27 protein-coding genes are annotated in these 23,437 nt (G+C 66.3%); 13 read left to right on the forward strand and 14 right to left on the reverse strand.

Going from position 1 to position 23,437, the window contains the following annotated elements; genetic code table 11:
• Positions 1-63: 63 nt before the first annotated feature.
• The 5 genes from IAG41_RS04630 to IAG41_RS04650 form a co-directional block, all read right to left on the reverse strand.
• Positions 64-1,455 (reverse strand): MFS transporter, encoded by a 1,392-nt coding sequence (locus IAG41_RS04630; RefSeq protein ID WP_316251077.1) that lies wholly within the window; start codon positions 1,453-1,455, stop codon positions 64-66.
• A 226-nt stretch (positions 1,456-1,681) separates the two neighbouring features.
• Positions 1,682-1,984 (reverse strand): zf-TFIIB domain-containing protein, encoded by a 303-nt coding sequence (locus IAG41_RS04635; protein WP_187727371.1) that lies wholly within the window; start codon positions 1,982-1,984, stop codon positions 1,682-1,684.
• 5 nt (positions 1,985-1,989) lie between these two features.
• A complete protein-coding gene (locus IAG41_RS04640; protein WP_410468061.1) occupies positions 1,990-2,706 on the reverse strand; it encodes a Bax inhibitor-1/YccA family protein in 717 nt (238 codons plus the stop codon).
• A gap of 12 nt (positions 2,707-2,718) precedes the next feature.
• A complete protein-coding gene (locus IAG41_RS04645; protein WP_187727372.1) occupies positions 2,719-2,940 on the reverse strand; it encodes a YdcH family protein in 222 nt (73 codons plus the stop codon).
• A gap of 248 nt (positions 2,941-3,188) precedes the next feature.
• On the reverse strand, positions 3,189-3,752 hold the full coding sequence (locus IAG41_RS04650) for a glycine zipper 2TM domain-containing protein (protein ID WP_187727373.1): 564 nt from the start codon (positions 3,750-3,752) through the stop codon (positions 3,189-3,191).
• 184 nt (positions 3,753-3,936) lie between these two features.
• On the opposite strand from IAG41_RS04650, the gene IAG41_RS04655 reads away from it, so the two are divergent.
• The 3 genes from IAG41_RS04655 to IAG41_RS04665 all read left to right on the forward strand — a co-directional run bounded on the left by IAG41_RS04655 (position 3,937) and on the right by IAG41_RS04665 (position 6,025).
• Positions 3,937-4,299: a WYL domain-containing protein gene (locus IAG41_RS04655; RefSeq protein ID WP_187727374.1), complete on the forward strand. Its 363-nt coding sequence runs from the start codon at positions 3,937-3,939 to the stop codon at positions 4,297-4,299.
• A 90-nt stretch (positions 4,300-4,389) separates the two neighbouring features.
• A complete protein-coding gene (locus IAG41_RS04660; protein ID WP_187727375.1) occupies positions 4,390-5,049 on the forward strand; it encodes a hypothetical protein in 660 nt (219 codons plus the stop codon).
• A 19-nt stretch (positions 5,050-5,068) separates the two neighbouring features.
• Complete coding sequence (locus tag IAG41_RS04665) at positions 5,069-6,025, forward strand: L-lactate dehydrogenase (RefSeq protein ID WP_316251078.1); 957 nt, start codon at positions 5,069-5,071, stop codon at positions 6,023-6,025.
• Between the two features lie 86 nt (positions 6,026-6,111).
• Here the strand turns inward: IAG41_RS04665 and IAG41_RS04670 are convergent, their stop codons facing one another.
• Complete coding sequence (locus IAG41_RS04670) at positions 6,112-6,537, reverse strand: hypothetical protein (protein ID WP_187727376.1); 426 nt, start codon at positions 6,535-6,537, stop codon at positions 6,112-6,114.
• Positions 6,538-6,815: 278 nt separating this feature from the next.
• Here IAG41_RS04670 and IAG41_RS04675 point away from each other — a divergent pair, with 278 nt between their 5' ends.
• Entirely contained in the window at positions 6,816-7,508 is a 693-nt protein-coding gene (locus IAG41_RS04675) for a DUF5343 domain-containing protein (protein WP_187727377.1), read from the forward strand.
• On the forward strand, positions 7,489-8,058 hold the full coding sequence (locus tag IAG41_RS04680) for a TIGR02391 family protein (protein WP_187727378.1): 570 nt from the start codon (positions 7,489-7,491) through the stop codon (positions 8,056-8,058). Before IAG41_RS04675 ends, IAG41_RS04680 begins: the two co-directional genes overlap by 20 nt.
• A 27-nt stretch (positions 8,059-8,085) precedes the next feature.
• Here the strand turns inward: IAG41_RS04680 and IAG41_RS04685 are convergent, their stop codons facing one another.
• Positions 8,086-10,395: an ATP-dependent helicase gene (locus IAG41_RS04685; RefSeq protein ID WP_187727379.1), complete on the reverse strand. Its 2,310-nt coding sequence runs from the start codon at positions 10,393-10,395 to the stop codon at positions 8,086-8,088.
• 105 nt (positions 10,396-10,500) lie between these two features.
• Between IAG41_RS04685 and IAG41_RS04690 the strand changes: the two genes are divergently transcribed.
• The 3 genes from IAG41_RS04690 to IAG41_RS04700 all read left to right on the forward strand — a co-directional run bounded on the left by IAG41_RS04690 (position 10,501) and on the right by IAG41_RS04700 (position 12,986).
• Positions 10,501-10,686 (forward strand): hypothetical protein, encoded by a 186-nt coding sequence (locus IAG41_RS04690; protein ID WP_187727380.1) that lies wholly within the window; start codon positions 10,501-10,503, stop codon positions 10,684-10,686.
• Between the two features lie 96 nt (positions 10,687-10,782).
• Positions 10,783-12,408 carry an inorganic phosphate transporter gene (locus IAG41_RS04695; protein ID WP_222950469.1) on the forward strand — a complete coding sequence of 542 codons (1,626 nt, stop codon included), beginning with the start codon at positions 10,783-10,785 and terminating at the stop codon, positions 12,406-12,408.
• 95 nt (positions 12,409-12,503) lie between these two features.
• Positions 12,504-12,986 (forward strand): DUF1772 domain-containing protein, encoded by a 483-nt coding sequence (locus IAG41_RS04700; RefSeq protein ID WP_187727382.1) that lies wholly within the window; start codon positions 12,504-12,506, stop codon positions 12,984-12,986.
• Between the two features lie 474 nt (positions 12,987-13,460).
• Here IAG41_RS04700 and IAG41_RS04705 read toward each other — a convergent pair whose 3' ends face one another.
• The gene (locus IAG41_RS04705) at positions 13,461-13,625 is read right to left on the reverse strand and encodes a hypothetical protein (protein WP_187727383.1); all 165 of its coding nucleotides are present in this window, start codon (positions 13,623-13,625) and stop codon (positions 13,461-13,463) included.
• Positions 13,626-13,747: 122 nt separating this feature from the next.
• Here IAG41_RS04705 and IAG41_RS04710 point away from each other — a divergent pair, with 122 nt between their 5' ends.
• The gene (locus IAG41_RS04710; RefSeq protein WP_187727384.1) at positions 13,748-15,004 is read left to right on the forward strand and encodes an MFS transporter; all 1,257 of its coding nucleotides are present in this window, start codon (positions 13,748-13,750) and stop codon (positions 15,002-15,004) included.
• A 58-nt stretch (positions 15,005-15,062) separates the two neighbouring features.
• A complete protein-coding gene (locus IAG41_RS04715; RefSeq protein WP_187727385.1) occupies positions 15,063-16,223 on the forward strand; it encodes an aspartyl protease family protein in 1,161 nt (386 codons plus the stop codon).
• Positions 16,224-16,232: 9 nt separating this feature from the next.
• Here the strand turns inward: IAG41_RS04715 and rsmD are convergent, their stop codons facing one another.
• Positions 16,233-16,772 carry a 16S rRNA (guanine(966)-N(2))-methyltransferase RsmD gene (rsmD, locus tag IAG41_RS04720; RefSeq protein ID WP_187727386.1) on the reverse strand — a complete coding sequence of 180 codons (540 nt, stop codon included), beginning with the start codon at positions 16,770-16,772 and terminating at the stop codon, positions 16,233-16,235.
• Positions 16,772-18,175 (reverse strand): pseudouridine synthase, encoded by a 1,404-nt coding sequence (locus tag IAG41_RS04725; RefSeq protein WP_316251079.1) that lies wholly within the window; start codon positions 18,173-18,175, stop codon positions 16,772-16,774. The genes rsmD and IAG41_RS04725 overlap by 1 nt, the downstream gene beginning before the upstream one ends.
• A gap of 107 nt (positions 18,176-18,282) precedes the next feature.
• Between IAG41_RS04725 and IAG41_RS04730 the strand changes: the two genes are divergently transcribed.
• Entirely contained in the window at positions 18,283-18,717 is a 435-nt protein-coding gene (locus IAG41_RS04730; RefSeq protein WP_187727387.1) for a response regulator, read from the forward strand.
• A 4-nt stretch (positions 18,718-18,721) separates the two neighbouring features.
• On the opposite strand, the gene IAG41_RS23100 is transcribed toward IAG41_RS04730, so the two are convergent.
• The 3 genes from IAG41_RS23100 to IAG41_RS04740 all read right to left on the reverse strand — a co-directional run bounded on the left by IAG41_RS23100 (position 18,722) and on the right by IAG41_RS04740 (position 20,335).
• The gene (locus IAG41_RS23100) at positions 18,722-18,856 is read right to left on the reverse strand and encodes a hypothetical protein (RefSeq protein ID WP_262408442.1); all 135 of its coding nucleotides are present in this window, start codon (positions 18,854-18,856) and stop codon (positions 18,722-18,724) included.
• Positions 18,857-18,984: 128 nt separating this feature from the next.
• Positions 18,985-19,125, reverse strand: a complete 141-nt coding sequence (locus IAG41_RS04735) for a hypothetical protein (protein WP_187727388.1) — start codon at positions 19,123-19,125, stop codon at positions 18,985-18,987.
• 79 nt (positions 19,126-19,204) lie between these two features.
• A complete protein-coding gene (locus tag IAG41_RS04740) occupies positions 19,205-20,335 on the reverse strand; it encodes an aromatic ring-hydroxylating oxygenase subunit alpha (RefSeq protein WP_187727389.1) in 1,131 nt (376 codons plus the stop codon).
• Between the two features lie 462 nt (positions 20,336-20,797).
• On the opposite strand from IAG41_RS04740, the gene IAG41_RS04745 reads away from it, so the two are divergent.
• Positions 20,798-22,177: an AmpG family muropeptide MFS transporter gene (locus tag IAG41_RS04745; RefSeq protein ID WP_187727878.1), complete on the forward strand. Its 1,380-nt coding sequence runs from the start codon at positions 20,798-20,800 to the stop codon at positions 22,175-22,177.
• Complete coding sequence (locus IAG41_RS04750; RefSeq protein ID WP_187727390.1) at positions 22,174-22,944, forward strand: tetratricopeptide repeat protein; 771 nt, start codon at positions 22,174-22,176, stop codon at positions 22,942-22,944. The genes IAG41_RS04745 and IAG41_RS04750 overlap by 4 nt, the downstream gene beginning before the upstream one ends.
• On the opposite strand, the gene IAG41_RS04755 is transcribed toward IAG41_RS04750, so the two are convergent.
• Positions 22,927-23,355 carry a DUF6628 family protein gene (locus IAG41_RS04755; protein WP_187727391.1) on the reverse strand — a complete coding sequence of 143 codons (429 nt, stop codon included), beginning with the start codon at positions 23,353-23,355 and terminating at the stop codon, positions 22,927-22,929. The genes IAG41_RS04750 and IAG41_RS04755 overlap by 18 nt on opposite strands.
• Between the last annotated feature and the right edge of the window lie 82 nt (positions 23,356-23,437).

Consider the following 23,437-nt stretch of genomic DNA (forward strand, 5'->3'; position numbering starts at 1 on the left):
CCCGGCCTCTTGGCGCGCTCGGTCGGCGGGCGCAACGACAGATTGGCCGTGATCGTCGAAAGGCTAGCGTACCTGTGCCGGCTGCACGTCATCCGTCTCCGCGCCGCGTGGGTTGCGGATCGCGGGGTTGAGGCGGGCGAGGCTGCAGGCGCCGGCGACGAGCGAGAGCCCGGCGGCGACCAGCGGCGGCACCGAGCCCGATCCGATGCCGAGCGCGAGCAGCGCGGCGACCAGCGTGGCGCCGACAGTCTGTCCCACCATCCGCGTCGTCGAGATGAGACCGCCCGCCGCTGCGGCGCGGTCGATCGGGGCCGAGCCGATGATCAGCCGGGCATTGGGCGAGAGGAACATGCCGAAGCCCGCGCCGGTAAGCGACATGCGCCAGGCGACGTCGATCCAGGTCGGATGGATGGGGAGGAACGAAAGCAGCACCAGCCCGATGACCGCGATCACCATGCCAATCCCGCCAAGCGCGCCGGCCGGGTAGCGGTCCGACAGTGCTCCGGCGATCGGCGCGACGACCATGGTGGTAAGCGGCCAGGGCGCGATCACCGCGCCGACTTCCGACGGCGCGAAGCCATAGCCGTGCTGGAGGCGGAAAGGGAGCGAGAGCAGCAGCGTCATCGTCGCGATGAAGGCAGTGAAGGCGCCGATCGTCGAGAGCGCTAGCACCGGTCGGCCGAGCAGGTCGACAGGGAGGATCGGCTTGGGTTCGTGGCGTTCACGGCGGACGAAGAGCAGGCCGATAAACGCACCCGCAGCGACCACCGCTGCGGACACGACCGGGCTGTCGCCATGGACGGCGCTTTCGAGCCCGCCGATCACCAGGCCGAACATCGCCGCGCAGAGCAGCGCGCCGAGCACGTCGAACGGGGCGGTGCTGCGAGGTACGTCGGGCAACGCGCGGCCGAGCGCGAGGCTGACCAGGGCAAAGGGAACCGCCGAAGCGAACACCCAGGGCCAGGGTCCGACGCTGAGCACCAGCCCGCCGAGCGTGGGCGCCAGTGCCGCGGCGCTCGACACCACCACCGAATTGAGACCCAGCCCCCGGCCGAGATGCTTGGCCGGATAGACTTGGCGGATCAGCGCCGTCGAGACGCTCAATGCCGCCGCAGCGCCCGCCGCCTGTGCCGCTCGGACGATCAGCAGGAAAGGCAGGCTCTGGGCGAAGAAACAGAGGATGGTGGCGACCGTGAAGACAATCTGGCCGCCCTGGTAAAGCCGCTTGAGGCCGATCCGGTCGCCGAGCCCCGAAAAGGGAAGCAGTAGCATCACCAGCACCAGCTGATAGATCGTCACCACAGCGACCGCCGCCGACGGATCGACACGGAGGTCGCGGGCGATGGTGGGCAAAGCGACGGTCGCGATTGCGCCGTCTATTACCACCAGCGCCGTGCCGAACGAGATTGCGGCGATCGCCCGGAGGCGTCGGGGCATGGGAAGGCCGTCGGTCACGGGGCGCTCATCGCCCGAACTTGCCTACAGTTCCAGCCCCAAGGAACCCGATCGCGGTAGGCGGGTTCTTACGCTTGCGAAATCAACGCTTTAGGAGAGATCGAAATGGGCAAGGGAATCCTGTTGTGGCTGCTGGGGATTCCGATCCCGATCATCATCCTGCTGCTGCTGTTCTGGCACTAGAAACATCGACCCCGCCGGACACCCTCCGGCGGGGTTCTCGCATTCAATCGAACAATTCCTCGAAGAACGACTTGCGGCGGTGCGGCTTGGGATGGCCGTGAGGGTCGCCGTCATGACGCCGGTCGTCATAACCGCGGCCGACGGGCTGCGGTTGGGGCTGCGGCGCAGCCGGCCGCCAGGCCTGGGCCTGGCTGGCGCTGCGCTCGAGGATCTTGTCGAGCTCGCCGCGATCGAGCCATACGCCCCGGCAATTGGGACAGTGATCGATCTCGACGCCTTGGCGCTCCATCGCCACCAGCTGGGAGCGGCAGACGGGGCAGGGCATGCCCTGGTTCATCGTCTCCATCGCCCTTACTCCTCGCGCTGGCCGATCAGCTGCAGCAGCAGCTGGAACAGGTTGATGAGGTTGAGATAGAGCGACAGCGCCCCCATCACGGCGAGCTTCTCGGTGTTCTGGCTACCGGCATAAGCGAGATACTCGCTCTTCAGCCGCTGCGTGTCCCAGGCGGTGAGGCCGGTGAACACCAGCACGCCGGCGACCGAGATCGCAGTCTGGAGCAGGCTCGATCCGATGAACAGGTTGACCAGGCTCACCGCGATGACCGCGAACAGGCCGATCATCAGGAAGGTCGAGAAGCGCGAGAGATCGGTCTTGGTGGTGTAGCCCCAGATACTCAGCCCGAGGAACAACGCCGCCGCGGCGAAGAAGGCGGTGGCGATGCTGAGATCGGTGAAGACCAGAAAGATACTGGCCATCGACACGCCCATCACTGCGGCGAAGGCGAAGAATGTCGCCCGCGCAGTCGCTACGGTCATTCGTTCGATGCGGAAGGTGAAGAAGAACACGAAGGCGAGCGGCGCCAGCATCACCACCCATTTGAGCGGGGTGCCGAAGATCGGACCGTATAGCGCCGGCGTGCTCGAGACGAGCAAAGCGACGAGGCCCGTGACAGCCAGGCCCAGCGCCATCGTCCGGTAGATGCCGAGCATGTAGGTGCGCAGGCCCTCGTGCAGCGCGGCGCCCTGGGGCCGGGAGGCCGGAGCGCGATAGGATGCGGGTTCGAACATGGGTGGTTCTCCTCAGATCCGGACGGGACGGGCGCGGGACAGCGCAAGGCGGGTCGCGCTGCGCATCTCGGCGGCGTCGGGGAAGTAGCGGAACAGCCGGTCCTTGATGGCGAGCCGTTCCTTCTTGAGGCGGCGCAGGCGCAGATCATCGGGCATGCGGCGGGCGAGCTCGCGGCGGATCTCGCGGTTGAGGACGCGGTGGGCGGCGATCAGCCGCTCGATCAGGGTATTCATAAGCCTCTTTCCATCGATGGTTGCATCGATCGAGCGGCTCGGCGGAGGGGGCGGTTAAGGGGGAGGGGCCACCGTCCAGCACCGAGCACGCTCGATGCGGTCCGACATCACAAGGGCTTCAAGAAAGCCCTCGTCAGAGGGGCCCGGTCCGCACTTCAAGGATAGTGAGGCAGCGGCACGGGTACAAGGCGGCCGTTTGTAACGAAGTGTTGCTGGGGGCCGCCTTCAGTGGGGCGGCCCCCAACCCATCAGCGGCAGGTGACCTGCTGCTGGTTGCGGTCGATCGCGCTGCCGAGCGCCGCGCCGGCGACAGCGCCGAGCAAAGTGCCGACGGTGCGCGAATGGCGGTTCGAGATGGCGTTGCCGAACAGGCCGCCCGCGGCGCCGCCGACGATCAGGCCGGTCGTGCCGTCGTTGCGGCGGCAATAATAGCGGCCGTCCTGCCCGCGATAGACGCGGTCGTTCGGGCCGAGCACGCGCTCCTGATAGTTGGGGCCCGAGCGATAATAGCGCGCGGCGTCATAATCGCCCTCGTCGCGCTCGTCGTCATAGCCGGCATTGTAGCCGGGGCCATTATTGTAGCCGGGGCGCGGCGGGGGACCGTAATCGGCGCGGCTGTTCCGCGAGGCGCGATAGCGCTCGACGGCCGCCTGATAGGCCTCATATTCGGAATCGAAGCGGCGCTGGGCGGCGTCGAACCGGGCTTCCTCGTCCGACTGGCTGGAATAGCGCTGCGCGGTCTGCGCGGCGGCGGGGGTGGCAATGGCGAAGCAGCTCGCGGCCAATGCGGCGAAGCCGATGACGATCTTCATTTCGTGTCTCTCCTTAAGGTGCTGCCGATACGGCTAAAGGCGCTGAAACGTTCCGGCAATGCGCGTGAAGGGCGGCTGAATAGAGCCGATCGGCGCGAAAAATGATCCGTATCCGGGCGCTGCAGTGCATTAATCCGATTTTTTGGACTTGCTGCATCGCAGCATAATGCCCATAATTGTATGTATGAAGCTGAGCCTCGCCCCCGATCCCGCGCCCACGCCTGTGAACAACACGCCGACCGTGCTCGAAGGAATCGTGCGTCAGCGCTGCCTGTCCACGACCTATAACCGCACGCGGATGATCCTGGCCCCGCACATCCTCTACACCCGCCACGGCGCGCTCTACATGGATGCCGCGGTCGTCTCGCGCGAGGGCATGCTGCCGCGCGAGGAGAAGATGGGCACCTTCAAGCTCGACGGGCTGAAGGACCTGACCGTGCTCGAGCGCGCCTTCTCGATCAGCGGCCTGTACGACGCCAGCCTCGACAAATATCAGGGCGAGACGCTGATGGCGGTCGAGCCGGACGCATCGGCCGCGGCCGCCTGAACCCGCGCCGCTTCCCCGCAGCGGGATAGCCAAGACGACATTTTCATGTTGAAATCTGTCTCCTAACCGGGGGCAGCGCGCGTGCATTTCATGCATCTTCTGAAGTCGCTCGATGACCTGATCTACGAGCTGATGACCTGGCTGGTCTTCTATCCGGTCACCTTCTGGCGGACGATCACCCGGCCTTCGGCGATGATGGTCTATTCCGATGCCGAACTCGCCGACCGCGAGGACAAGCAATATCCCGACACGCTGACCCCGCCGCTCTTCCTGCTCGTCACCTTGCTGCTCAGCCACGGCGTAGAGCTGGCGGTGGTGGGCCAGAGCAGCATCGTGGCCAATGACAAGGGGCTGGCCGGGCTGATCAGCGACGATACCAGCCTGCTGATCCTGCGGCTGGTGATCTTCAGCATCTTCCCGCTGATCATGGCGCTGCGGCTGGTCCACAAGAAGCGCTGGAAGCTGACCCGCGACACGCTGCGGGCGCCCTTCTACGCGCAATGCTATCCGGCGGGCCCGTTCGCGCTGGTGATGGGGCTGGGCGCGATGGCGACCCAGCTGCAATGGGACTGGACCAAGATCGCCGGGCTGGCGCTGATGATCGCGGCGATGCTCTGGTACGGCATCCTCCAGTCGCGCTGGTTCGCGCAGGAACTGGGGATCTCGTTCCTTCGCGGGTTCTGGGTGGCATCGGTCGGGATGGTGGAGTGCGTGGCGGTGATCTGCGTGGTGGCGCCGCTGATCGCGTGAGCCCCGACGACGCCGGACTGTGATAGAAGGCGCCGACCAGCAGGAGCGCGGCATCATCGAACATCATCGCATCGCCATCATCGGAGCAGGCCATGTCGGCGCCACCGCCGCCTATGCGCTGATGCTGCGCGCCTTGTTCCGCGAGATCGTGCTGATCGACATGGACGCGGGGCTGGCCGAGGCCGAGGCCGCCGATTTGCGCGACGCCAATGCGCTGGCGCGGCCGGCACGGATCTGGGCGGGCGGCTATGAAGACGCCGCCAGTGCCGCGATCGCGGTCATCACCGCGGGTGCGGCGACACATGGCGGCGAAAGCCGGCTCGCGGTCGCCGGGCGCAGCGCAGCGATCGTCGGGGACTGCGTCGACTCGCTGATGGCGGCGGGGTTCGGCGGGATCATCCTGGTGGCATCCAACCCGGTCGATTTGATGGCGCATGCCGCCTTCCGCCGCTGCGGGATCGACGCGGCGCGGGTGATCGGGACGGGGACCCTGCTCGATTCGAGCCGGTTGCGGCAGGCGCTCTCCGCAGAACTGGGCGTGGCGCCGGGGGCGATCCATGCCCAGGTACTCGGCGAGCATGGCGATAGCGAGGTCGCGGCCTTTTCGGGGGTGCGCGTGGGCGGCATGGGGCTGGACGCCTTTGCCCCGGACGCGGTGGACCGCGAGGCGCTGGCGCGCGACGTGCGCGAGGCGGCGTACCGGATCGTGAGCGGCAAGGGCTATACCTCGTTCGGTGTGGCGACCGCGATCGTGCGGATCTGCGAGGCGATCCTGCGCGACGAGCATGCGGTGCTGCCGGTATCGACCTTGCTGACCGGCGAGTTCGGGATCGAAAATGTGTATCTGAGCCTGCCCTGCGTACTTGGCGCGGGCGGGGTGGAGCGCGTGCTGGTGCCCGAGCTGCATGCCGGCGAGGTGGCGGCGCTCAAGGCTTCGGCGGCGGTGCTGCGCGAGGCCGGGGCGGGGATCGGCTAGGCCGCAAAGGTAACGAAGGTAACGGGGATGTCGGGCGAAACGTCGGCGAAGCGAGGCTGGCGTGCGGTGGAATCGGCGGCCGGCGCTCAGAGGTTCCATTCGGCATCGGGCCCGGTGGGGGCGCCGCGGAAGCCGGGATCGGTCGCGCGGAGCGCGGCGATCAGCAGACTGTCGTTGAACACGCGCCGCACGCCGATCTGGCGGCCGCGATAGAAGACCGGCACCGCGACGCCGGAAAGCGCGCGCTGGATGCCGGTATCGATCGCGTTGAAGCGGCCCATGTCGATCGCGGCATCCCAGGCGGCTGCGAAGTTGCTGTCCTCGCCGGCGCGGATGCGCAGGGCATAGGCCGATTTGGGGCTCATCCCGACCGATTTGGCGGCGGTGCCGACCACGCCGAGTTCGGCGAGCGCGGCGATGAAGTCGCGCTGGCGCTGCGCGGTCCAGCCATCGTGGCGCGCGCGGGCGGCGACCGGGGTGAGGGCGAGGGGATCGGCAAGGGACTCGGTCATCGACGAGTCTATCCCAGACGAAATCCTACATTGGAAGAGGTGAACGGCTCACCGGCGACGCGGCTTGGCGGAGGCCAGTCGGAGACTGTCACGCTGTTGACCGGACGATGCCTTTGCAGGCGAACTATCTCGATAGAACTCGACTTGTGAGTGTTGTCACACGAGCGGTACCATCGTCCCTACCTTACTCTTATATCTCTGATATATAGCAATTATACATATATTTGAACATATACAGAACGTGTGGTATTCCCCATTCTATAGAAGGAATCCACGCTATGGCTGAAAAAGCTCGGTACCCTCAAATTCCAAGCACTGTTTGGTGGGGAGTTAGAAATGTTCTCCAGCGTACTCCGAATGCGACTATCGATGATCGCCTGCTCGGCGTTCAGCTTGGCGTTCAGGAAGCTGCTGCGCGTGCATATATCAATGAGCTTCGAAGTGTAGGTATTCTCACCGATGAGGGGAGGGCTACATCTCTAGCGCAAAGATGGAAACTTGATGACACCTATGCAGAGGCGGTGGAGGAATTGGTTTCCTCGGTTTACCCCGAAGGGCTGCTTCACGTAGCGCCGCCCGGTGAGGGTGACCGTCAGAAGATTGTAAATTGGTTTCAGCGTGAGGGCCTTGGCCAGGGAGCGGCTGGTAATAAGGCAGCCACATACCTGCTTTTGACCAGCGCGACTCCGAACGAAGCTGCTGTGAAGAATAGCAAGCCTCAAGAGAAGGGAGCTGCTCGCACCAGTGCGCCTCGGTCGCAACCTGCTACTTCTCGTACCGCAGCGAGCGAAAGAAGTTCCGCTAAAGGTGGCAGCGGAGGAGACGAGAATCGCTCGGGTAAGACCGGACCCGAGATAATGCCTCTGAATGTGAACGTGCAAATCCACATCAGTGCAGATGCGGGTTCGGAACAAATCGAATCTATATTCTCTGCCATGAGGCGTTATCTGTATGACACGCCCGCTTCTTGAGGGACTCAAGAAGTTCCAAGAGTATCTGTTCGAGGTAGGTTTAGCACGATCAGTGTTGGCTCTCCCAGCTCCTCGCATGTTGGCTCTCTCGGCTCCTTCGGGGGAAGGCGCCGAGATCCCAAATATTTTTTCGCGCCTGATACTGGAAGAAGAGATTGAACATGTGGCGCGAGATTTGTTTGTCTCCGGTCATTATTCTTTCGCCGTTCAGGAGGCGTACAAAGCGGTCGACAAATTTATCTCTGATAAGGTCGGGCCACTCAGCGTTTCTGGCACGCAACTTATGGAGGTCGCCTTCAGTCCGAACGCTCCGATCCTGTCATGGTCCGGCAGAGTGACGCAATCGGAGATTGATGAGCAGAAGGGATATCAACGCCTCTATTCCGGGGCGATGCTTGGCATTCGCAATCCTGTTACACACGAGTTCAACTGGGTAGAAGAGCCGGATGTTGCTTTGGAATTGATCGTGTTTGCGCAGCATCTGCTTCGCAAGGCAAAGCGTGCGTCGAAGATTCAACTTCAAGCTGCTGTGGCGAAATCAATTCCTTGAAATACAGGCGGCGCGCCCGCGATTAGCTCACCCCACCGTCACAAAACTATCCATCACCCGCTTCCGCCCCGCGCTCTCGAAGTCGATCTCGAGCTTGTTGCCTTCGATCTCGGCGATCGTGCCGTAGCCGAACTTCTGGTGGAACACGCGCAGGCCCAGCGACAAATCCCCGCGCGGCTTGGCGCCGAAGCTTACCGCGCTCGCGCGGCTCTCCAGCACGCGGGCGGGTTCGCGGGTGAAGGTGCGGGCGGTGAAGCTGCCGCCGGGGTTCTTCGGATCGACGCCCGCGGCGCGCTGCCAGCCGGGGCCGCGGCCGGTGCCGCGCTGGACGTCGGCGAAGGGATCGGCGCGCTCGGACCAGTTGGCGCGCCACAGGCTCTCGCCGCCCGACATGGTGCTTTCCTGCTCGGTATGATCGTCCGGCAGCTCGGCGATGAAGCGCGAGGGCAGGCTGCTCGTCCACTGCCCGTAGATGCGGCGATTGGCGGCGTGGAGGATGGTCGCCTGGCGCCGGGCGCGGGTGATCGCGACATAGGCCAGGCGGCGCTCTTCCTCGAGTGAGGCGAGGCCGCCTTCGTCGAGCGCGCGCTGCGAGGGGAAGATGCCTTCCTCCCAGCCGGCCAGGTAGACCGTGTCGAACTCCAGCCCCTTGGCGGCGTGGATCGTCATGATCGTGACCTTGGGCTCTTCCGCGTTGTTCTCGTTGTCCATGACGAGGCTGACATGCTCGAGGAACGCGGTGAGGCTCTCATATTCCTCCATCGCGCGGACGAGCTCGTTGAGATTCTCGAGGCGGCCGGCGGCCTCTGCGGTGCGATCGGCCTGCCACATCGCGGTGTAGCCGCTCTCGTCGAGGATGATGCGGGCGAGCTCGGGATGGGGGAGCGTGTCGCCCATGCTGCGCCAGCGGGCGATGTCGCCGACCAGATTGCCGAGCGCGCGGCGGGCCTGGGGCGTCAGCTCGTCGCTGTCGAGGATGCGTGCGGCCGCGGTGGTGAGGGGGATGCCGGCGGCGCGTGCATATTGGTGGACCTTCGCCAGTGCCTTGTCGCCGAGGCCGCGCTTGGGGGTGTTGACGATGCGCTCGAAGGCGAGGTCGTCGGCCGGCTGCGCGACGACGCGGAGATAAGCGAGCGCGTCGCGGATCTCCTGACGCTCGTAGAAGCGGAAGCCGCCGATGATGCGATAGGGGAGGCCGATCGAAATGAAGCGGTCCTCGAACTCGCGGGTCTGGTGCTGGGCGCGGACGAGGATGGCGGTGGCGTCGAGGCTGAGGCCGCCGCGCTGGAGGCCCTCGATCTCCTCGCCGACGCGGCGCGCTTCCTCGGGGCCGTCCCAGATGCCGAGCACCTTGACCTTCTCGCCCGCGTCCTTCTCGGTCCAGAGCGTCTTGCCGAGGCGGCCGCCATTGTTTGCGATCACGCCCGAAGCGGCGCCGAGGATGTGCGGGGTGGAGCGGTAATTCTGCTCGAGGCGGATCACCTTGGCGCCGGGGAAATCCTTCTCGAACTTGAGGATGTTCTCCACCTGGGCGCCGCGCCAGCTGTAGATCGACTGGTCGTCGTCGCCGACGCAGCAGATGTTCTTGCGCTCCTGCGCGAGCAGGCGGAGCCAGAGATACTGGACGGCGTTGGTGTCCTGATACTCGTCGACCAATATGTAGCGGAAGCGCTGCTGGTAGAGGGCGAGCACCTCGCGATCGGTCTTGAGGATCGTCAGCATGTGGAGGAGCAGATCGCCGAAATCGCAGGCGTTTAGGGTGCGCAGGCGCTCCTGATACTGGGCGTACATCGCCTGGCCGCGGCCGTTGGCGTAAAGCTCGGACTCGCCAGCGTCGATGTCGGCGGGGATCAGGCCCTTGTTCTTCCACTGATCGATCAACCCGGCGAGCTGGCGGGCGGGCCAGCGCTTCTCGTCGAGATCGTTGGCGGTGATGAGCTGCTTCAAGAGGCGGAGCTGGTCGTCGGTGTCGAGGATGGTGAAGTTGGACTGCAGGCCGACAAGCTCGGCATGGCGGCGGAGCATCTTCGCGCCGATCGCGTGGAAGGTGCCGAGCCAGGGCATGCCCTCGACCGCTTCGCCGACGAGGCGGCCGACGCGCTCCTTCATCTCGCGCGCGGCCTTGTTGGTGAAGGTGACCGCGAGCAGTTCGGACGGATAGGCCTTCCGCGTCCAGAGCAGGTGGGCGAGGCGCGCGGTGAGCGCGGCGGTCTTGCCCGTGCCGGCGCCGGCAAGGACGAGCACGGGGCCCTCGGTGGTGAGCACGGCCTCGCGCTGGGGCGTGTTCAGGCCCTGGAGATAGGGGGCGTCCTGGGGCGAGGGGGCGGGGAGACTCATCGGTGAACAAGTAGGGAACGAGGGCGTCCGGAGCAAGCGGCGGATGCGCTTGAGGCGGGCGCGGGGACGGGCTAGCTAGTGCGGCAAGATCATGGGAGCGCGAGCGTGAACTGGAGAAACAGGCGTCTGCGACTGGCGCTGGTGCTGGCGGCGGCGGTGTTCGTCGCGTTCGTCGCCTGGCGGATGGGCGACAGCGTGGGCAAGAAGCCGCCCTGCGTGCCCGGACGGCACGAGGAGAAGGACACGAGCGGCAAGGTCGTGAAGATCACGCATATCAGCTGCTTCGACTGACGCTTTTGCTGGTGTTTTCGACGGCGTTGTAACGTTATTGTCATCACATTGTCACACGCCACGGTCAGACCCCGGCACATCATGGCATCACTCGCAATGGAACAAGCCCCGGCGGCTGACACGCCCCGGAGCCCGCGATTCGACTATAAGACGCATCCGCTGGCCAAGCTCCTGTTCGCCGCGATCGTGGTGGGCGGAATGGCGTTTGCCGGCTGGAGCGTGCTGAGCGACACGCAGGGGGTGGGCGAGAACCTTGCCACCGGGGTGTTCGCGTTCCTGGCGCTGGCGCTGCTGATCGCGCTCGGCTTCGAGTTCGTGAACGGCTTCCACGACACCGCCAATGCGGTGGCCACCGTGATCTACACCAATGCGATGCCCGCGCATCTGGCGGTGGTGTGGTCCGGCTTCTTCAATTTCCTGGGCGTGATGTTCTCGAGCGGCGCGGTCGCCTATTCGATCATCACGCTGCTGCCGGTCGACCTGATCCTCAACGTGGGATCCTCGGCGGGTTTCGCGATGATCTTCGCGCTGCTGCTCGCGGCGGTGCTGTGGAACCTCGGCACCTGGTATGTCGGCCTGCCCAACAGTTCGAGCCACACGCTGATCGGTTCGGTGCTGGGCGTCGGCTTCGCCAACCAGCTGATCTCGGCCGGCTCGCGCGGCGGCACCGCGGGCGTCGACTGGAGCCAGGCGACCAAGATCCTGACCGGCCTCTGGATGGCACCGCTGATCGGCTTTGGTGCTGCGCTGCTGCTGCTGCTCGTGATGCGCATGCTGATCCGCAACCCCAAGCTCTACAAGCCGCCCGAAGGCGAGGCGGCACCGCCCAGGGGCATCCGCGCGCTGCTGATCTTCACCTGCACCGCGGTCTCGTTCAGCCATGGCTCGAACGACGGCCAGAAGGGCATGGGGCTGATCATGCTGATCCTGATCGGCTGCGCGCCGACGGCCTATGCGCTGAACCGCACGCTGCCGAGCAGCGGGACCCCCGCCTTCGTCCAGACCGCCAACACGGCCAACGCAGCCTATGAGGCGCGCAGCGGCGGTATCGTCATCGCCCCCGCACAGGCGCGCGGCATCCTCACCAGCGCGCTCCAGCAGCGCAAGGCCGAGGGGCCGCAGGTGTTCGCGGCGCTCGACAGCCTGTCAACGGACCTGACCCAGCGCGTCGCGAGCTATGGCTCGCTGAGCAAGGTGCCTGCCGAGGCGACCCCGAACGTGCGCAACGACATGTATCTGGTGCTCGACACCACCCGGCTCGCGACCAAGAAGGCCGACGGCTATCAGCCCGCCGAGCTGAAGGCGCTGAAGGATTACCAGGCCGGGCTCGAAGCCGGCACGCGCTTCATTCCGCTCTGGGTGAAGATCGTCGTGGCGCTGGCGCTGGGGCTGGGCACGATGATCGGCTGGAAGCGGATCGTCGTCACCGTCGGCGAGAAGATCGGCAAGCAGCACATGACCTATGGCATGGGCGCTTCGGCCGAGCTGGTCGCGGCGGGCACGATCCTGATGGCGGATCGCTTCGGGCTGCCGGTCTCGACGACGCACATCCTCTCCTCGGGCGTCGCCGGCGCGTCGGTCGCGAGCGGCTCGGGGCTGCAGGCGCGCACCGTGCGCAACCTGGCGCTCGCCTGGCTGCTGACCTTGCCCGCGGCGATGCTGCTCTCGGGCGGGCTCTATTGGCTGATGCTGACCGCGGTGAAGGCGTTCGGACTGCACTGAGGCGTGATGCTTGCGCAGCGAATGGCATGCGCAGATCAAGCGCGTGCGGTTCGACCGGAGCTCCATCGGACGGCCGTTCAGACGGGAGGACCGCCATGCGCACGCTCATCATCCCGGGACTACTGTGGTTCTCGGCGATAGGCTGCGGCCTGATCGGGGGGCTCTATTTCGCCTTTTCGACCTTCATCATGACCTCGCTTGGGCGGATCGATCACCCCGCCGGCATCGCGGCGATGAATGCCATCAATATGGATATCCAGCGTTCGGTGTTCCTTCCCCTGTTCCTCGCCACCACGCTCAGCGCCGCCGCGCTGGCGGTGATCGGCATGGTGCACGGGAGCGAGCCGGGGGCGATCTCGATGATCGCGGGCGGGCTGTTCTATGTCATCGGCATGTTCGCGGTGACGATGGCTCTCAACGTGCCGCTGAACGACGCGCTGGCCGCCGCCGCGGGCGGACCGGATGCCGCCATGGTATGGACGCGATACCTCCGCGAATGGACACTGTGGAACCATGTCCGCACGATCAGCTCGACGCTGGCCTGCATCGCGTTCATGCATGCGATCGCGGTGCGATAGGGTTTTCATACGGGATGCCTCTCACGGGCGAGTCCGTAAGAGGGTTAGGTCCGCTATATAGAGCGGACTCCCGGTAGGGCGTTTTCAGGCATGCAAGCCTCGACCTGCCCTGTGGGGTATGTCTTGACGATCACGCGCTGTTCAATCGACGCGAAAGCGCGCAAAGTAATTATTCGGCCTACGCCAGGATTTGCGGAAGCTTGGCCATGTTCCAAAGCGTCGAAAAGAGCTAAACTCTCGGTAGGCTTCCAGGAGCCTAGCAAGGCTTTGCTTACCCATCTGAACTGTGTCATAAGTATGTACGCCCCATACTATTTAAGTGAGAGCATATTTACCCGTCTCTCAGGCGCCATATTCCAGGATATTGGAAAGCGCTATTATAACAGCGCCCTTGGAACTCTAAGGTTCCGCTTTCTCCGCGAACTCGGACCAGAATGGATGGACTTAGCCGGCAGGGAGCCCCGGCCGCGCGACCTATAGATCGTGCGCGGCGAGGCGCAGGCTGTGTTTGAGGCCGTGGGTGTCGGCGCGCAGATCGGCCTTCACATGATCCATCGGATTGGCGAAGGCGACGAGGAGACCGGCGAGCAGGGCGAACAGGGTCGCGAACAAGAGGCGCCGTGCTGTTGGTCCGCGCATCGTCCATCTCCCTTTGGCCGCTGGTCCGGTGACATTTCGATACGGGCGGGAAACTGACCTGCCGATGAACGGGCTTTCCCCTCGCGCGCGCTTCTCGCATAGCGGTGCGAAAGGGAGAGGAAATGACCGCACCAGCCGCATCGCATCGCCGGATCCTGTTCGCCAGCCTGGTCGGCACCTCGGTCGAGTTCTACGATTTCTATATCTATGCGACCGCGGCGGCGCTCGTGTTCGGGCCGCTGTTCTTTCCGGCACAGGAGCCGTGGCTGCAGCAAGTTGGCGCCTATGCCAGCTTCAGCGTGGCGTTCTTCGCGCGGCCGTTGGGCGGGCTGGTGTTCGGCCATTTCGGCGACCGGCTCGGGCGCAAGTCGACGCTCGTCGCGTCGCTGATGCTGATGGGCATCTCGACCGTGCTGATCGCCTTCCTGCCGACCTATGCGATGATCGGCTGGGTGGCGCCGCTGCTGCTGTGCCTGATGCGGTTTGGCCAGGGTTTCGGGCTGGGCGGCGAATGGGGCGGGGCGAGCCTGCTCGCGGTGGAGAACGCCCCGCCGGGCTGGGCCAACCGCTATGGCAGCTTTCCGCCGATGGGCGCACCGGTGGGGTTCATCTTCGCCAACGGCTTCTATCTGGTGCTGGGCGCCCTGCTCACCGACGAACAGTTTCGCGAATGGGGCTGGCGCCTGCCGTTCCTGGCGAGCGCGGTGCTGGTGGCGCTGGGCCTGTGGGTGCGCCTCAGGATCACCGAGACACCCGAATTCGTCGAGGCCGGCGAGAAGGCGCCGCCGCCCGCGGTTCCGATCGGCGAATTGCTGCGCGACCATGCGCTGCCGACGGTCGCCGGGACGATGGGGACGATCGCGTGCTTCGCGCTCTTCTACATCTCGACGCTGTTCGTGATCGGATACGGCACCAAGGCGCTGCATTATGACCGCGAGCTCTTCCTGGGTGTCGAGCTGGCCGCGATCCTGTTCATGGCCGCGGGGATCGCCACCGCGGGGTTCCTCGCGGATCGGCACAATGCCGGCAGGATCCTGACGCTCGGCTGCCTGGTGACGATCCCGGTTGGGCTGACCATGTCGGCGCTGCTGGTGCCGGGGTCGCTCGCCAGCGTGTTCACCTGGCTGGCCTTCGCATTGTTCACGATGGGGTTCGTCTATGGGCCGCTGGGCGGTTGGCTGCCGAGCCTGTTCCCGGCGCGGGTGCGCTATACCGGCGTGTCGGTCACCTTCAACATCGGCGGGATCATCGGCGGCGGGCTGACCCCGCTGATCGCCGAGACCCTGGTGAAACAAGGTGGGCTCGGCTGGGTGGGGCTCTACCTCGCCGGCGCTGCGCTGCTGAGCCTGGTGGGATTGATGCTGCTGCGGCGTAAATAGCGTCTTCCTTCCGTAACTTCCCCGCGATAGCCAAGACGCTCGCAAAGTGGAGTTGGGCATGCGTATCGACAGGCGGAGCGTGATGGGCGGCGGGCTGGCGCTAGCAGCGGCTGGCGTGCCGCTGGGGCGGGCGATCGCGGCGGACGGCGATGTGGTCATCAACCATATTGCGCTGGAGGACGGCCGCGTCTGGATCGCCGCCAAGATCGAGGGGAAGGGCCCCTATTTCTTCATCGTCGATACCGGCGGTACGTTCAGCTTTATCGAGGACAGCTTCGCCAAGTCGCTGGGCCTCCAGAAGGTGAACGGTAAGCAGATGGCGGGCGTGGGCGGCAAGGTGGCCGATTATAGCGCCTATGTCGCCCGGGAGGTGACGCTCGCGAGCGGCACGCGCTTTCCCGACATGCTGTTCACCGGCATCGGCAAGCGCCTGAGCAAGGACGCGGTGGGCGCGTTCGGCGCGGGGCTCTTCACCACCTATGACAGCGACCTGGATTTCGTGAAGGGCGAGTGGCGCGCTTATCCAAAGGGACGGCCGAATTTCGACGGGCTGACCAGGCTGCCGGGGCGCTTCACCAAGGAGGAGGGCGGGCAGGCGCCCCGGATCCAGATCGAGGCGACGATCGATGGCTATTCGGGCGCGTTCCTGGCCGATACCGGCGCACCGGGCATCAGCCTGAACGGCCGCGCAGCGGCAAAGAGCGGGCTATGGGACGACAGCAAGCCGTTCGCGCCGACGCGGATCGGCGGTATCGGCGACGCGAGCATCCCCGGGCGCATCGTGCGCGCCAGCAAGGTGCAGGTGGGACCGTTCGTGTTCGAGGGCATGCTGATCACGCTCAGCAAGCCCGGGACGGTTTCGGCGGACCAGGAAGGGCTGCTCGGCCTGTCGGCGCTGTCGCTGCTCGACCTGACCACCGACGTGAGCGGCGCCGGTTCGCTATGGGGCAAGCCCAACGGTCTCAAGCCCCGACGCGGAGGCTATCCGCTCTCCGGCATATGGATCGACGAGAACAAGGGGCGCCTCGTCGTGGGCGCGGTCGGGACCGGCAGTCCGGCGGTAGCCGCGGGGCTGAAACAGGGCGACGTGCTGGTCGGAGGGAATTTGGAGGCCATGCTGGGCGCGATAAACGGCCCGCCGGGCAAGCAAGTCGCGCTGACCGTCGAAAGCAGCGGCGCGCGGCGCGAGGTGCGCTACATGCTCAGACCCTGGCTCTAGCCTTGTCGCTCAGGCCGCGCGCAGCAAGGTGAGGCGCGCCTTGCCATGGACGCGAGTGACGTCCGTGGCGAAGCCGGCGACCTCGACGGTTTCGTCCTTGGCGGTCTCGATGCTGATCCAGGTGGCGGGGCTGGTCCAGCCGAGGCGGCCGAGCTTGTCGAGCGCGACCGCGCCGGCGCCGGTGCCATAAGGCGGGTCCATCAGGATCAGGTCGAGCGGCTTGGGCGCGACGCCGAGCGCCAGCGCCGAAGTCGCGCGGACTTCAGCACCGGTGGCGCCTAATTTGGCGATATTGGCCTTGAGCGCATCGAGCGCGGCGCGGTCCTGCTCGACGAACAGGCACGAAGCGGCGCCGCGCGACAAGGCTTCGAGGCCGAGCGCGCCCGAGCCGGCGAAGAGATCGGCGACCGCCAGTTCCTCGAAGCTGCCGATGCGGCTGGCGAGCATCGAGAACAGCGCCTCGCGGGTGCGATCGGCGGTGGGGCGGGTCGCGTCGCCCTTGGGCGCGACGATCGGGCGGCCGCGCCAGGTACCGGCGATGATCCGCATTACTTGCGCGTCCTCGGCGGCCGCCCGGGCTTGGGCTTGTCCGGACGCGCGGGGCGACCGCGACCTCCGGATGGGCCGGCGGTGGGCTTGCGGGGGCCGCGCGGCCGATCGACGATCTCGCCGGCGCGTGGCTCCTGCGTCTCGCGATGCGCACGGGCACGCGCGGCGCGGGCTGGCTTGGCTATGGTGCGGTCGTCTTCGCGCCCGGTGCGCTCGGGAGCACGGCCGGGCGTGACGCGTGGCGTGAATTTGGGTTGATCGTCCCGAGCGGGGCGCGGCGCCGAGGTGCGACCCGGGCGACCGGACCTGCCCATCGGGCGCGTTTCTTCGCCCGGACGTTCGGGCGGTCGCGCCGGAGCGAAGCGGGAAGGCACGTTGGGAAGCTCGTCCCGACCGCGACGTGGCGCGGCGGCGCGAGCCGGCCGCGCGCGATCTCCTTCGCGGGCCGGGCGCTCCGCTGCGCGGCCAGGCGCCGCGCGGGGTGCGAACGGTGCGGGTTCGGCACCGACGGGGCGTGGACGCGGCGCCGGGCCCCGGGCCGGACGATTGCTCGGGCGTTCGGGTTCGCGTCCGGTGCTGGGAGCCGGCGCGGGTTCGACGACGCGCTGCCGCACCGCGAACTGGAGGTTTGACGCCGCCTTGCCGCCGCCCGGCTTCACCAGCACGGTGCGGAAGGTGGCGAGATCATTCTGGCGGATCTCGTCGACATCGCCAGCGGGCAGGTCGCCCAGATGGAAGGGGCCGTAGCGGGTGCGGATCAACCGGCTGACCTGGAGGCCGAGATGCTCGAGCACGCGGCGGACCTCGCGGTTCTTGCCCTCGGTCAGCGTCATCTCGATCCAGAGATTGGCGCCGGTGCGCCGCTCGATATTGGCGTTGATCGATCCGTAGCGGACGCCCTCGATCTCGGTGCCGAGCATCAGATCCTCGAGCTGCGCCTGGCTGACCTGGCCATAAGCGCGGGCGCGATAGCTGCGTTCGACGCCTACCGAAGGAAGCTCGAGCTGGCGCTTGAGCTCGCCGTCGGTGGTGAGGAGCAGCAGCCCCTCGGTGTTCAGGTCGAGCCGACCGACGGGCATGACGCGCGGCAGGCCGGGGGGCATGCGATCATAGATGGTCGGCCGGCCGGTGAAATCGCGCTCGGCGGTGAGCAGGCCGGCGGGTTTGTGATAGCGGAACAGGCGCGCGGGCGCGGGCGCCTGGACCGGCTGGCCGTCGACGGTGACCCCGTCGAGCGAAGGCAGCACGGTCGCCGGCGTGTCGAGGACCTTGCCGTCGAGCGCGATGCGACCGTCGAGGATCATCCGCTCGATCTCGCGGCGCGACGCGATTCCCGCACGGGCGAGCAGCTTGGCGATGCGCTGCAGGGCAGCTTCGGGCTTTGGGGGCTTGGAGACGGACACCGCGGCGATATAGCGATTATGTCGGATTGGGCAAAAATTATTGCGGCGCTGAAAGGGGTTTCGCGCGTTAGGCGTATGCGAAACGAGTTAGGTTGGATGCGAAACGAATGTTGTTCGGTAAGAAGAAGCGTCGGATCGAAAGGCTGTTGATCGTTGAGGATGAGCCACTCGTCGCGTTCGATACCGAACATTTCCTGACCGGCGAGGGTTTCGCGATCGTGGCAACGGTGGATTCCGTTGCGGGTGCGATGGGCATACTCGGAAGCGGTGGCGAGATTGATTTGGTGCTGGTGGACGTCAATTTGTCCGACGGCAGCGGAGTCGAAGTGGCGCGGGCGGCACGGGGCCAGGGGATCGCGGTACTGTTCGTCACCGGCCAATGCCCGGGCGAGGCGCGGGCGCTGGCGGCGGGCTGCTTGTCCAAGCCCTATCCGCAGCGCGACCTGCTCGCGGCGATCGGCGCGATCGAGGCGGTGATCGAAGGCCGCAAGGTGCCCGGACGGCTGCCGGGCAGCTTCAGCCTGTTCGGCACCGCCGGCTGAGCATTCAGCGCCAGAACAAAGCGACGACGACGCCGAGCCACGAAAAGACCGAAGCGACGACGGCAAGCCGTGCGACGATCTCGCCCGCTGAGGCGGACTGGCGATAGGTGACCGCGCGAGCGGAGGTGCGAGAGGACATGGGTAACTCCTGCGAATATCTTGGGCGTATTATCGGTCGAAGTTGCTGAACCGCAGGCTACCGGTTCCGATGTGCGAGCACGGTTCGTCTCAGCCCAGCCTCGGCTCGGCGACTTGCCATCCCGCTGTTCAGCGCAGCCAGGTCGCAGCGAGCAGCACGACCGTCCAGAACACCGCCGATACGGCGAAGGCGAGCAGCATGCCGAAGCCGGGCGGCGCGCGGCTCTCGTCGCGTTCGATAAACTCCGGAGGCAATGGCGGCAGCGACATGTTCGCGATCCTACAATGACCTAGATATCATTGTAGGAAGAGATGCGGACCGCGCATCCGGGTGAGCCCAATCGGGATTTTACCGTAGCCGCGCCTCGACGGCGTCGTGGAAGTGGCGGATGCCGAGTTCGAGCGTGCCTAGCGTGAGCTTGTCGAGCGCACCGGAGGCGAGGCCCTGCTGGCCGAGTTCGCAGGCGCGGAAATCCTCGGCCGCGAAGACGCCGCCGTCGAGCAACTCCCAGCTCCGCTCCCAATGCGCGAGCGCCTTTTCGGTAGCGGGCGCCTCGGGAATCAGCATGAAATCCTCGACCAACACCTCGTCGACCGCCTGGGGCATCAGCACCATCAGGTTGATGTAATCGGGGCTGACCACCAGCACGGTGCCGGGGAACATCTGGTACGTGTACGTGATCGCCGCACGCAGCGTCGCCCAGTCCTTCGAGGAGAGCGAGGCCAGCGTCGCGTCACGGCCCACGGCGGAGCGCTGGTGCGGGCCGATGGCGTCGGCGGTGGAGACGCCGTCCTTGAAGAAAGGCGCGATCGTGCCGGCGTGGAGGCGCTGGATGTGATAGCCCTCGAGGAACGCATCCATGATCAGCTTCCAATTGGCTTTCACCCGGTGCGTGCGATGGCGGAAGGCATATTGGCCGGCGAGATCGAACGCGGCGAAGTCGCGTGCGAGCGTGTCCGCCTCGGCGAAATTGGCGGCATCGTCGAACGCGAACCAGATCAGCCCGCCGGCTTCGTGGGTGGGCAGGCGCTTGAGGCCATGGGCGGACTTGTCGAGGCCCGGGAAGGTGTCGGGGCGGGGCAGGCCGGCGAGGCGGCCGTCGAGCGTGTAGGTCCAGGCATGATAGGGGCAGACGAGGCGCGGGCCGTGAACGGCGTCGCATCCCTCGACCAGCCTTGTGCCGCGATGGCGACAGACATTGAGGAAGACATGCGCCTCGCCCTGCTTGTCGCGGGTGATCAGCAGCGGCTTGCCGAAGCCGTCATGCGGCACGGCCATATTGGGTTCGGGGAGCAGCGCGGACGGCGCGATGACCAAGGGCGCGCGGGCGAAGATGCGCGCCTGCTCGGCGGCGAAGCGTTCCGGGCTGGTATAGGCAGCGGCATCGACATGCGCGATCGCGTCGCCTTCGCGCGTGCCGCCGGCTGCCAGCATTCGCGCCAGAGCGAGTTGGCCGTCGGTCGGCAGACTGGCGTTCATGATCCTCTTCCTCTGGCCTTCGCGCTATTTTTGGTTAGTTTCAGCCCGAAAGGTCGCGGGGACAAGACGATAATGCAGGATCAATCCAGGCCCGCCGGGCTCTATCTGGTCGCGCAAGCCGCGCTGCTGGTTGCCCTGGGGCTGCTCGTGCTGCCGTGGATCACGGTCGCGCTGCCCGGCGGCGCGCCGGAAGCGGTGCGCGGACTCGACCTCGCGCTGGGCTGGAAATCGGGGACGGCGGCACTCAGCCCGTCGATGACGTTCAACCTGGGGCTACTGGTGCTCCTCGCGACGCTGGTGATGAGCGTGGTGTGGCGGCGCACCGGCGGGGCCAGCCTGATCGTGGGCGGAAGCGCGGTGGGGGTGCTGCTCCTGCTGCTCGCGGTTTTGTTCGCATTATTCTCGCCGCCCAAGGCACTGGCGGCGGCGAGCTTCGCGCCCGCGATCGGCCTCTGGCTGGGCATGGCGGTGCTGGTGGCCGCATTCCTAACCGGACGCGCGGCGGCGCCCGCGGACTGGCGCGCAGAGCTTCCCGAAGGCGTGCGGCCCTATTTCGAGAATGCTCCCCTGGCGGCGTTCGCGCTCGGCCTGTCCTCGGGCTTTCCGTTTGCGATGATCGGCGCGACGCTGACCAGCAGGCTGGCGCAGGACGGCATCACCAAATCGACGATCACGGCGTTCACGCTGGCGATCCTGGTCTACAACTTCAAATTCCTCTGGGCGTGGATCGTCGACGGCGTCCGCTTGCCCGTGCTGGGCAGGCTGGGACAGCGCGTCTCGTGGCTGATCGTCGCGGGCGTGCTGGTCGTCGCGGCGGTGTGGAACCTCGCGCTGACCGATCCCGATCCGGCGAACATCATGCCGACGGTGATCGCCGCGGTTCTCGTCGGCATCGCGGGCGCGACCTATGACATCGTCATCGACGGCTACCGGATCGAGATCCTCGAACCGCAGCAGCTTGGCTACGGCTCGGGCATGTCGCAATATGGCTGGCGGATCGGATCGGCCGGCGCTGGCGCGGTGGCGCTGGTGGTCGCGGCGCGGTTCGGCTGGGAAGCCGCCTATATGGTCTGCGCGTTGTTCGCGCTGCCGGCGATCATCGCCGGGCTGATCATCGGCGAGCCGACGCGCCACCGCGCGCCCGCCGAGCGCAAGGGGCTGGGGACCGTCGTCAAATCGATCTGGGGGCCGTTCGCGCAGTTCTTCGCGCGCGAGGGCGCCTTTATCGTGCTGCTGTTCATCCTGGTCCACAAGATCGGCGACACGCTGGCGAACCTGACCTTCCGGCTGCTGTTCGACGATCTGGGCTTCACCAATGACGAGATCGCCTTTTACGACGTCTCGCTGGGCTTCTTCGCGTACATGATCGGCGTGTTCATCGGCGGCGTGCTCTACGCCAAGATGGGCATGAAGCGATCGGTGATGCTGAGCCTGGTGCTCATGGCGGTGTCCAATCTGAGCTTCGCCGGGCTCGCGGCGGCGGGACATTCCAACTTCGGCATGGCCGCATCGATCGGCTTCGAGAATATCGCGAGCGGCTTTGGCGGCGTGGTCGTCATCGCCTATTTCTCGGCGCTGACCGACCTGCGCTTCACCGCCGCGCAATATGCACTGATCTCGGCGGGCGCTAGCATCGTCGGCCGTTTCGTCACGGGCACGACAGCGGGTAGCCTGATCGAGGCGATGGGCTATGTGAACTTCTACCTGCTCACCACTGCGATCGCGGTGCCGGGCGTGCTGATCTATTGGTGGATGATGCGTACCGGGCTGGTCGACCGGTCGATCGGCACCGCCGGCACGATGGGCGAGGGGGATGCGCGCGCCGAGGAGGCCAAGGCATGATCGCCTATGGCGTCGTCATCGCGATCCAGGTGTTCTGCATCATCCATCTGATGCGCCATGGGCGCAATCCGATGTGGCTGACCGCCTTGATCTTCCTGCCGATGATCAGCGCGCTCGCCTATCTGATCGTCGAGATATTGCCGGGGATGGGCAGCAACCGGCACGTCCGCACCGCGCGGGCCCAGGTGGTGGCGACGCTCGATCCGCATCGCGAAGTGCGCGCGGCGCGCGATGCACTCGATCTCGCCGATACCGCCGCCAACCGGCTGCGGCTGGCCGACGCCTTTGCCGCGCTGGGGCGGCATGAGGAGGCAGTGCCCTATTATCGCGAGGCGCTGCGGATGACGCCGGGCGATCCCGAGGCGCGCACCCAGATGAAGCTCGCGTCGTCGCTCTATGCGGCCGGGCATGGCGCCGAGGCGCTGGCGCTGCTCGACACGATCCCCGTGCCGATCGGCCAGAGCGACAGGGACCGCCAGGCACTGCTGCGCGCCAAGATCTTCGAGCATCTGGCGCAGAAGGACGAGGCGCTGGCGATCTATGCCGATATCGTCACGCGCGTGCCGGGCGAGGAGGCGCGGTGCCGCTATGCCGCATTGCTCCTCGACCAGGGCCGCGAGCGCCAGGCGATGACGGTGCTCGAGGAGGTCGAAAGCCGGATGAAGCGGCTCGACCGCCAGCAGCGGGCGGCGGACGCCGACATGTATCGCTGGGCGACCGAGACGCTGGGGAAATTGCGCGCGCGCGGCCTAGTCGCCGAGCGGTAGCGCCAGATCGGCAAAGGCGTTTGCCAGCGCATGCGCGGTGGGCAGGATGCCGGTCGCGTCGCGGACACCCAGCACATCGGCCAGCAGCACCTGCGCCGCATGGGGATTGGAGCCGACGCGCGCGACGACCTGGAGCAAGGCCGCCTCCGAAGCGGTCATCCGCGGGCAGCACCAGGGCGCGATCTGGATCGGGCCCGAGGCAAGCGCGGACATTTCCTGCATCAGCGCGCGCAGCAGCACCAATGGACGCTGGAAACCCTTGCCGAACGCGACGACGAAGGCATGCGCGGTGCAGGCGTCGTGCAGCCCGTTCGCGCCCAATTGGCGGATGCCGAAGAGGAGCAGGCGCGCGCCGGGATCCTCCGGCTGGAGTTCGGGAAGGGCGCTAGCGAGGGCGTTGGCGACGGGCATGGACACGACTCTCCCTGAGGACGGGTCGAGTGTGCCAATCTGCAATTAATAGTCAATCGCAATAAGACGAGATGGTGTGGGG

Source organism: Sphingomonas sp. JC676, from assembly GCF_014489075.1.
Lineage (GTDB): Bacteria > Pseudomonadota > Alphaproteobacteria > Sphingomonadales > Sphingomonadaceae > Sphingomonas.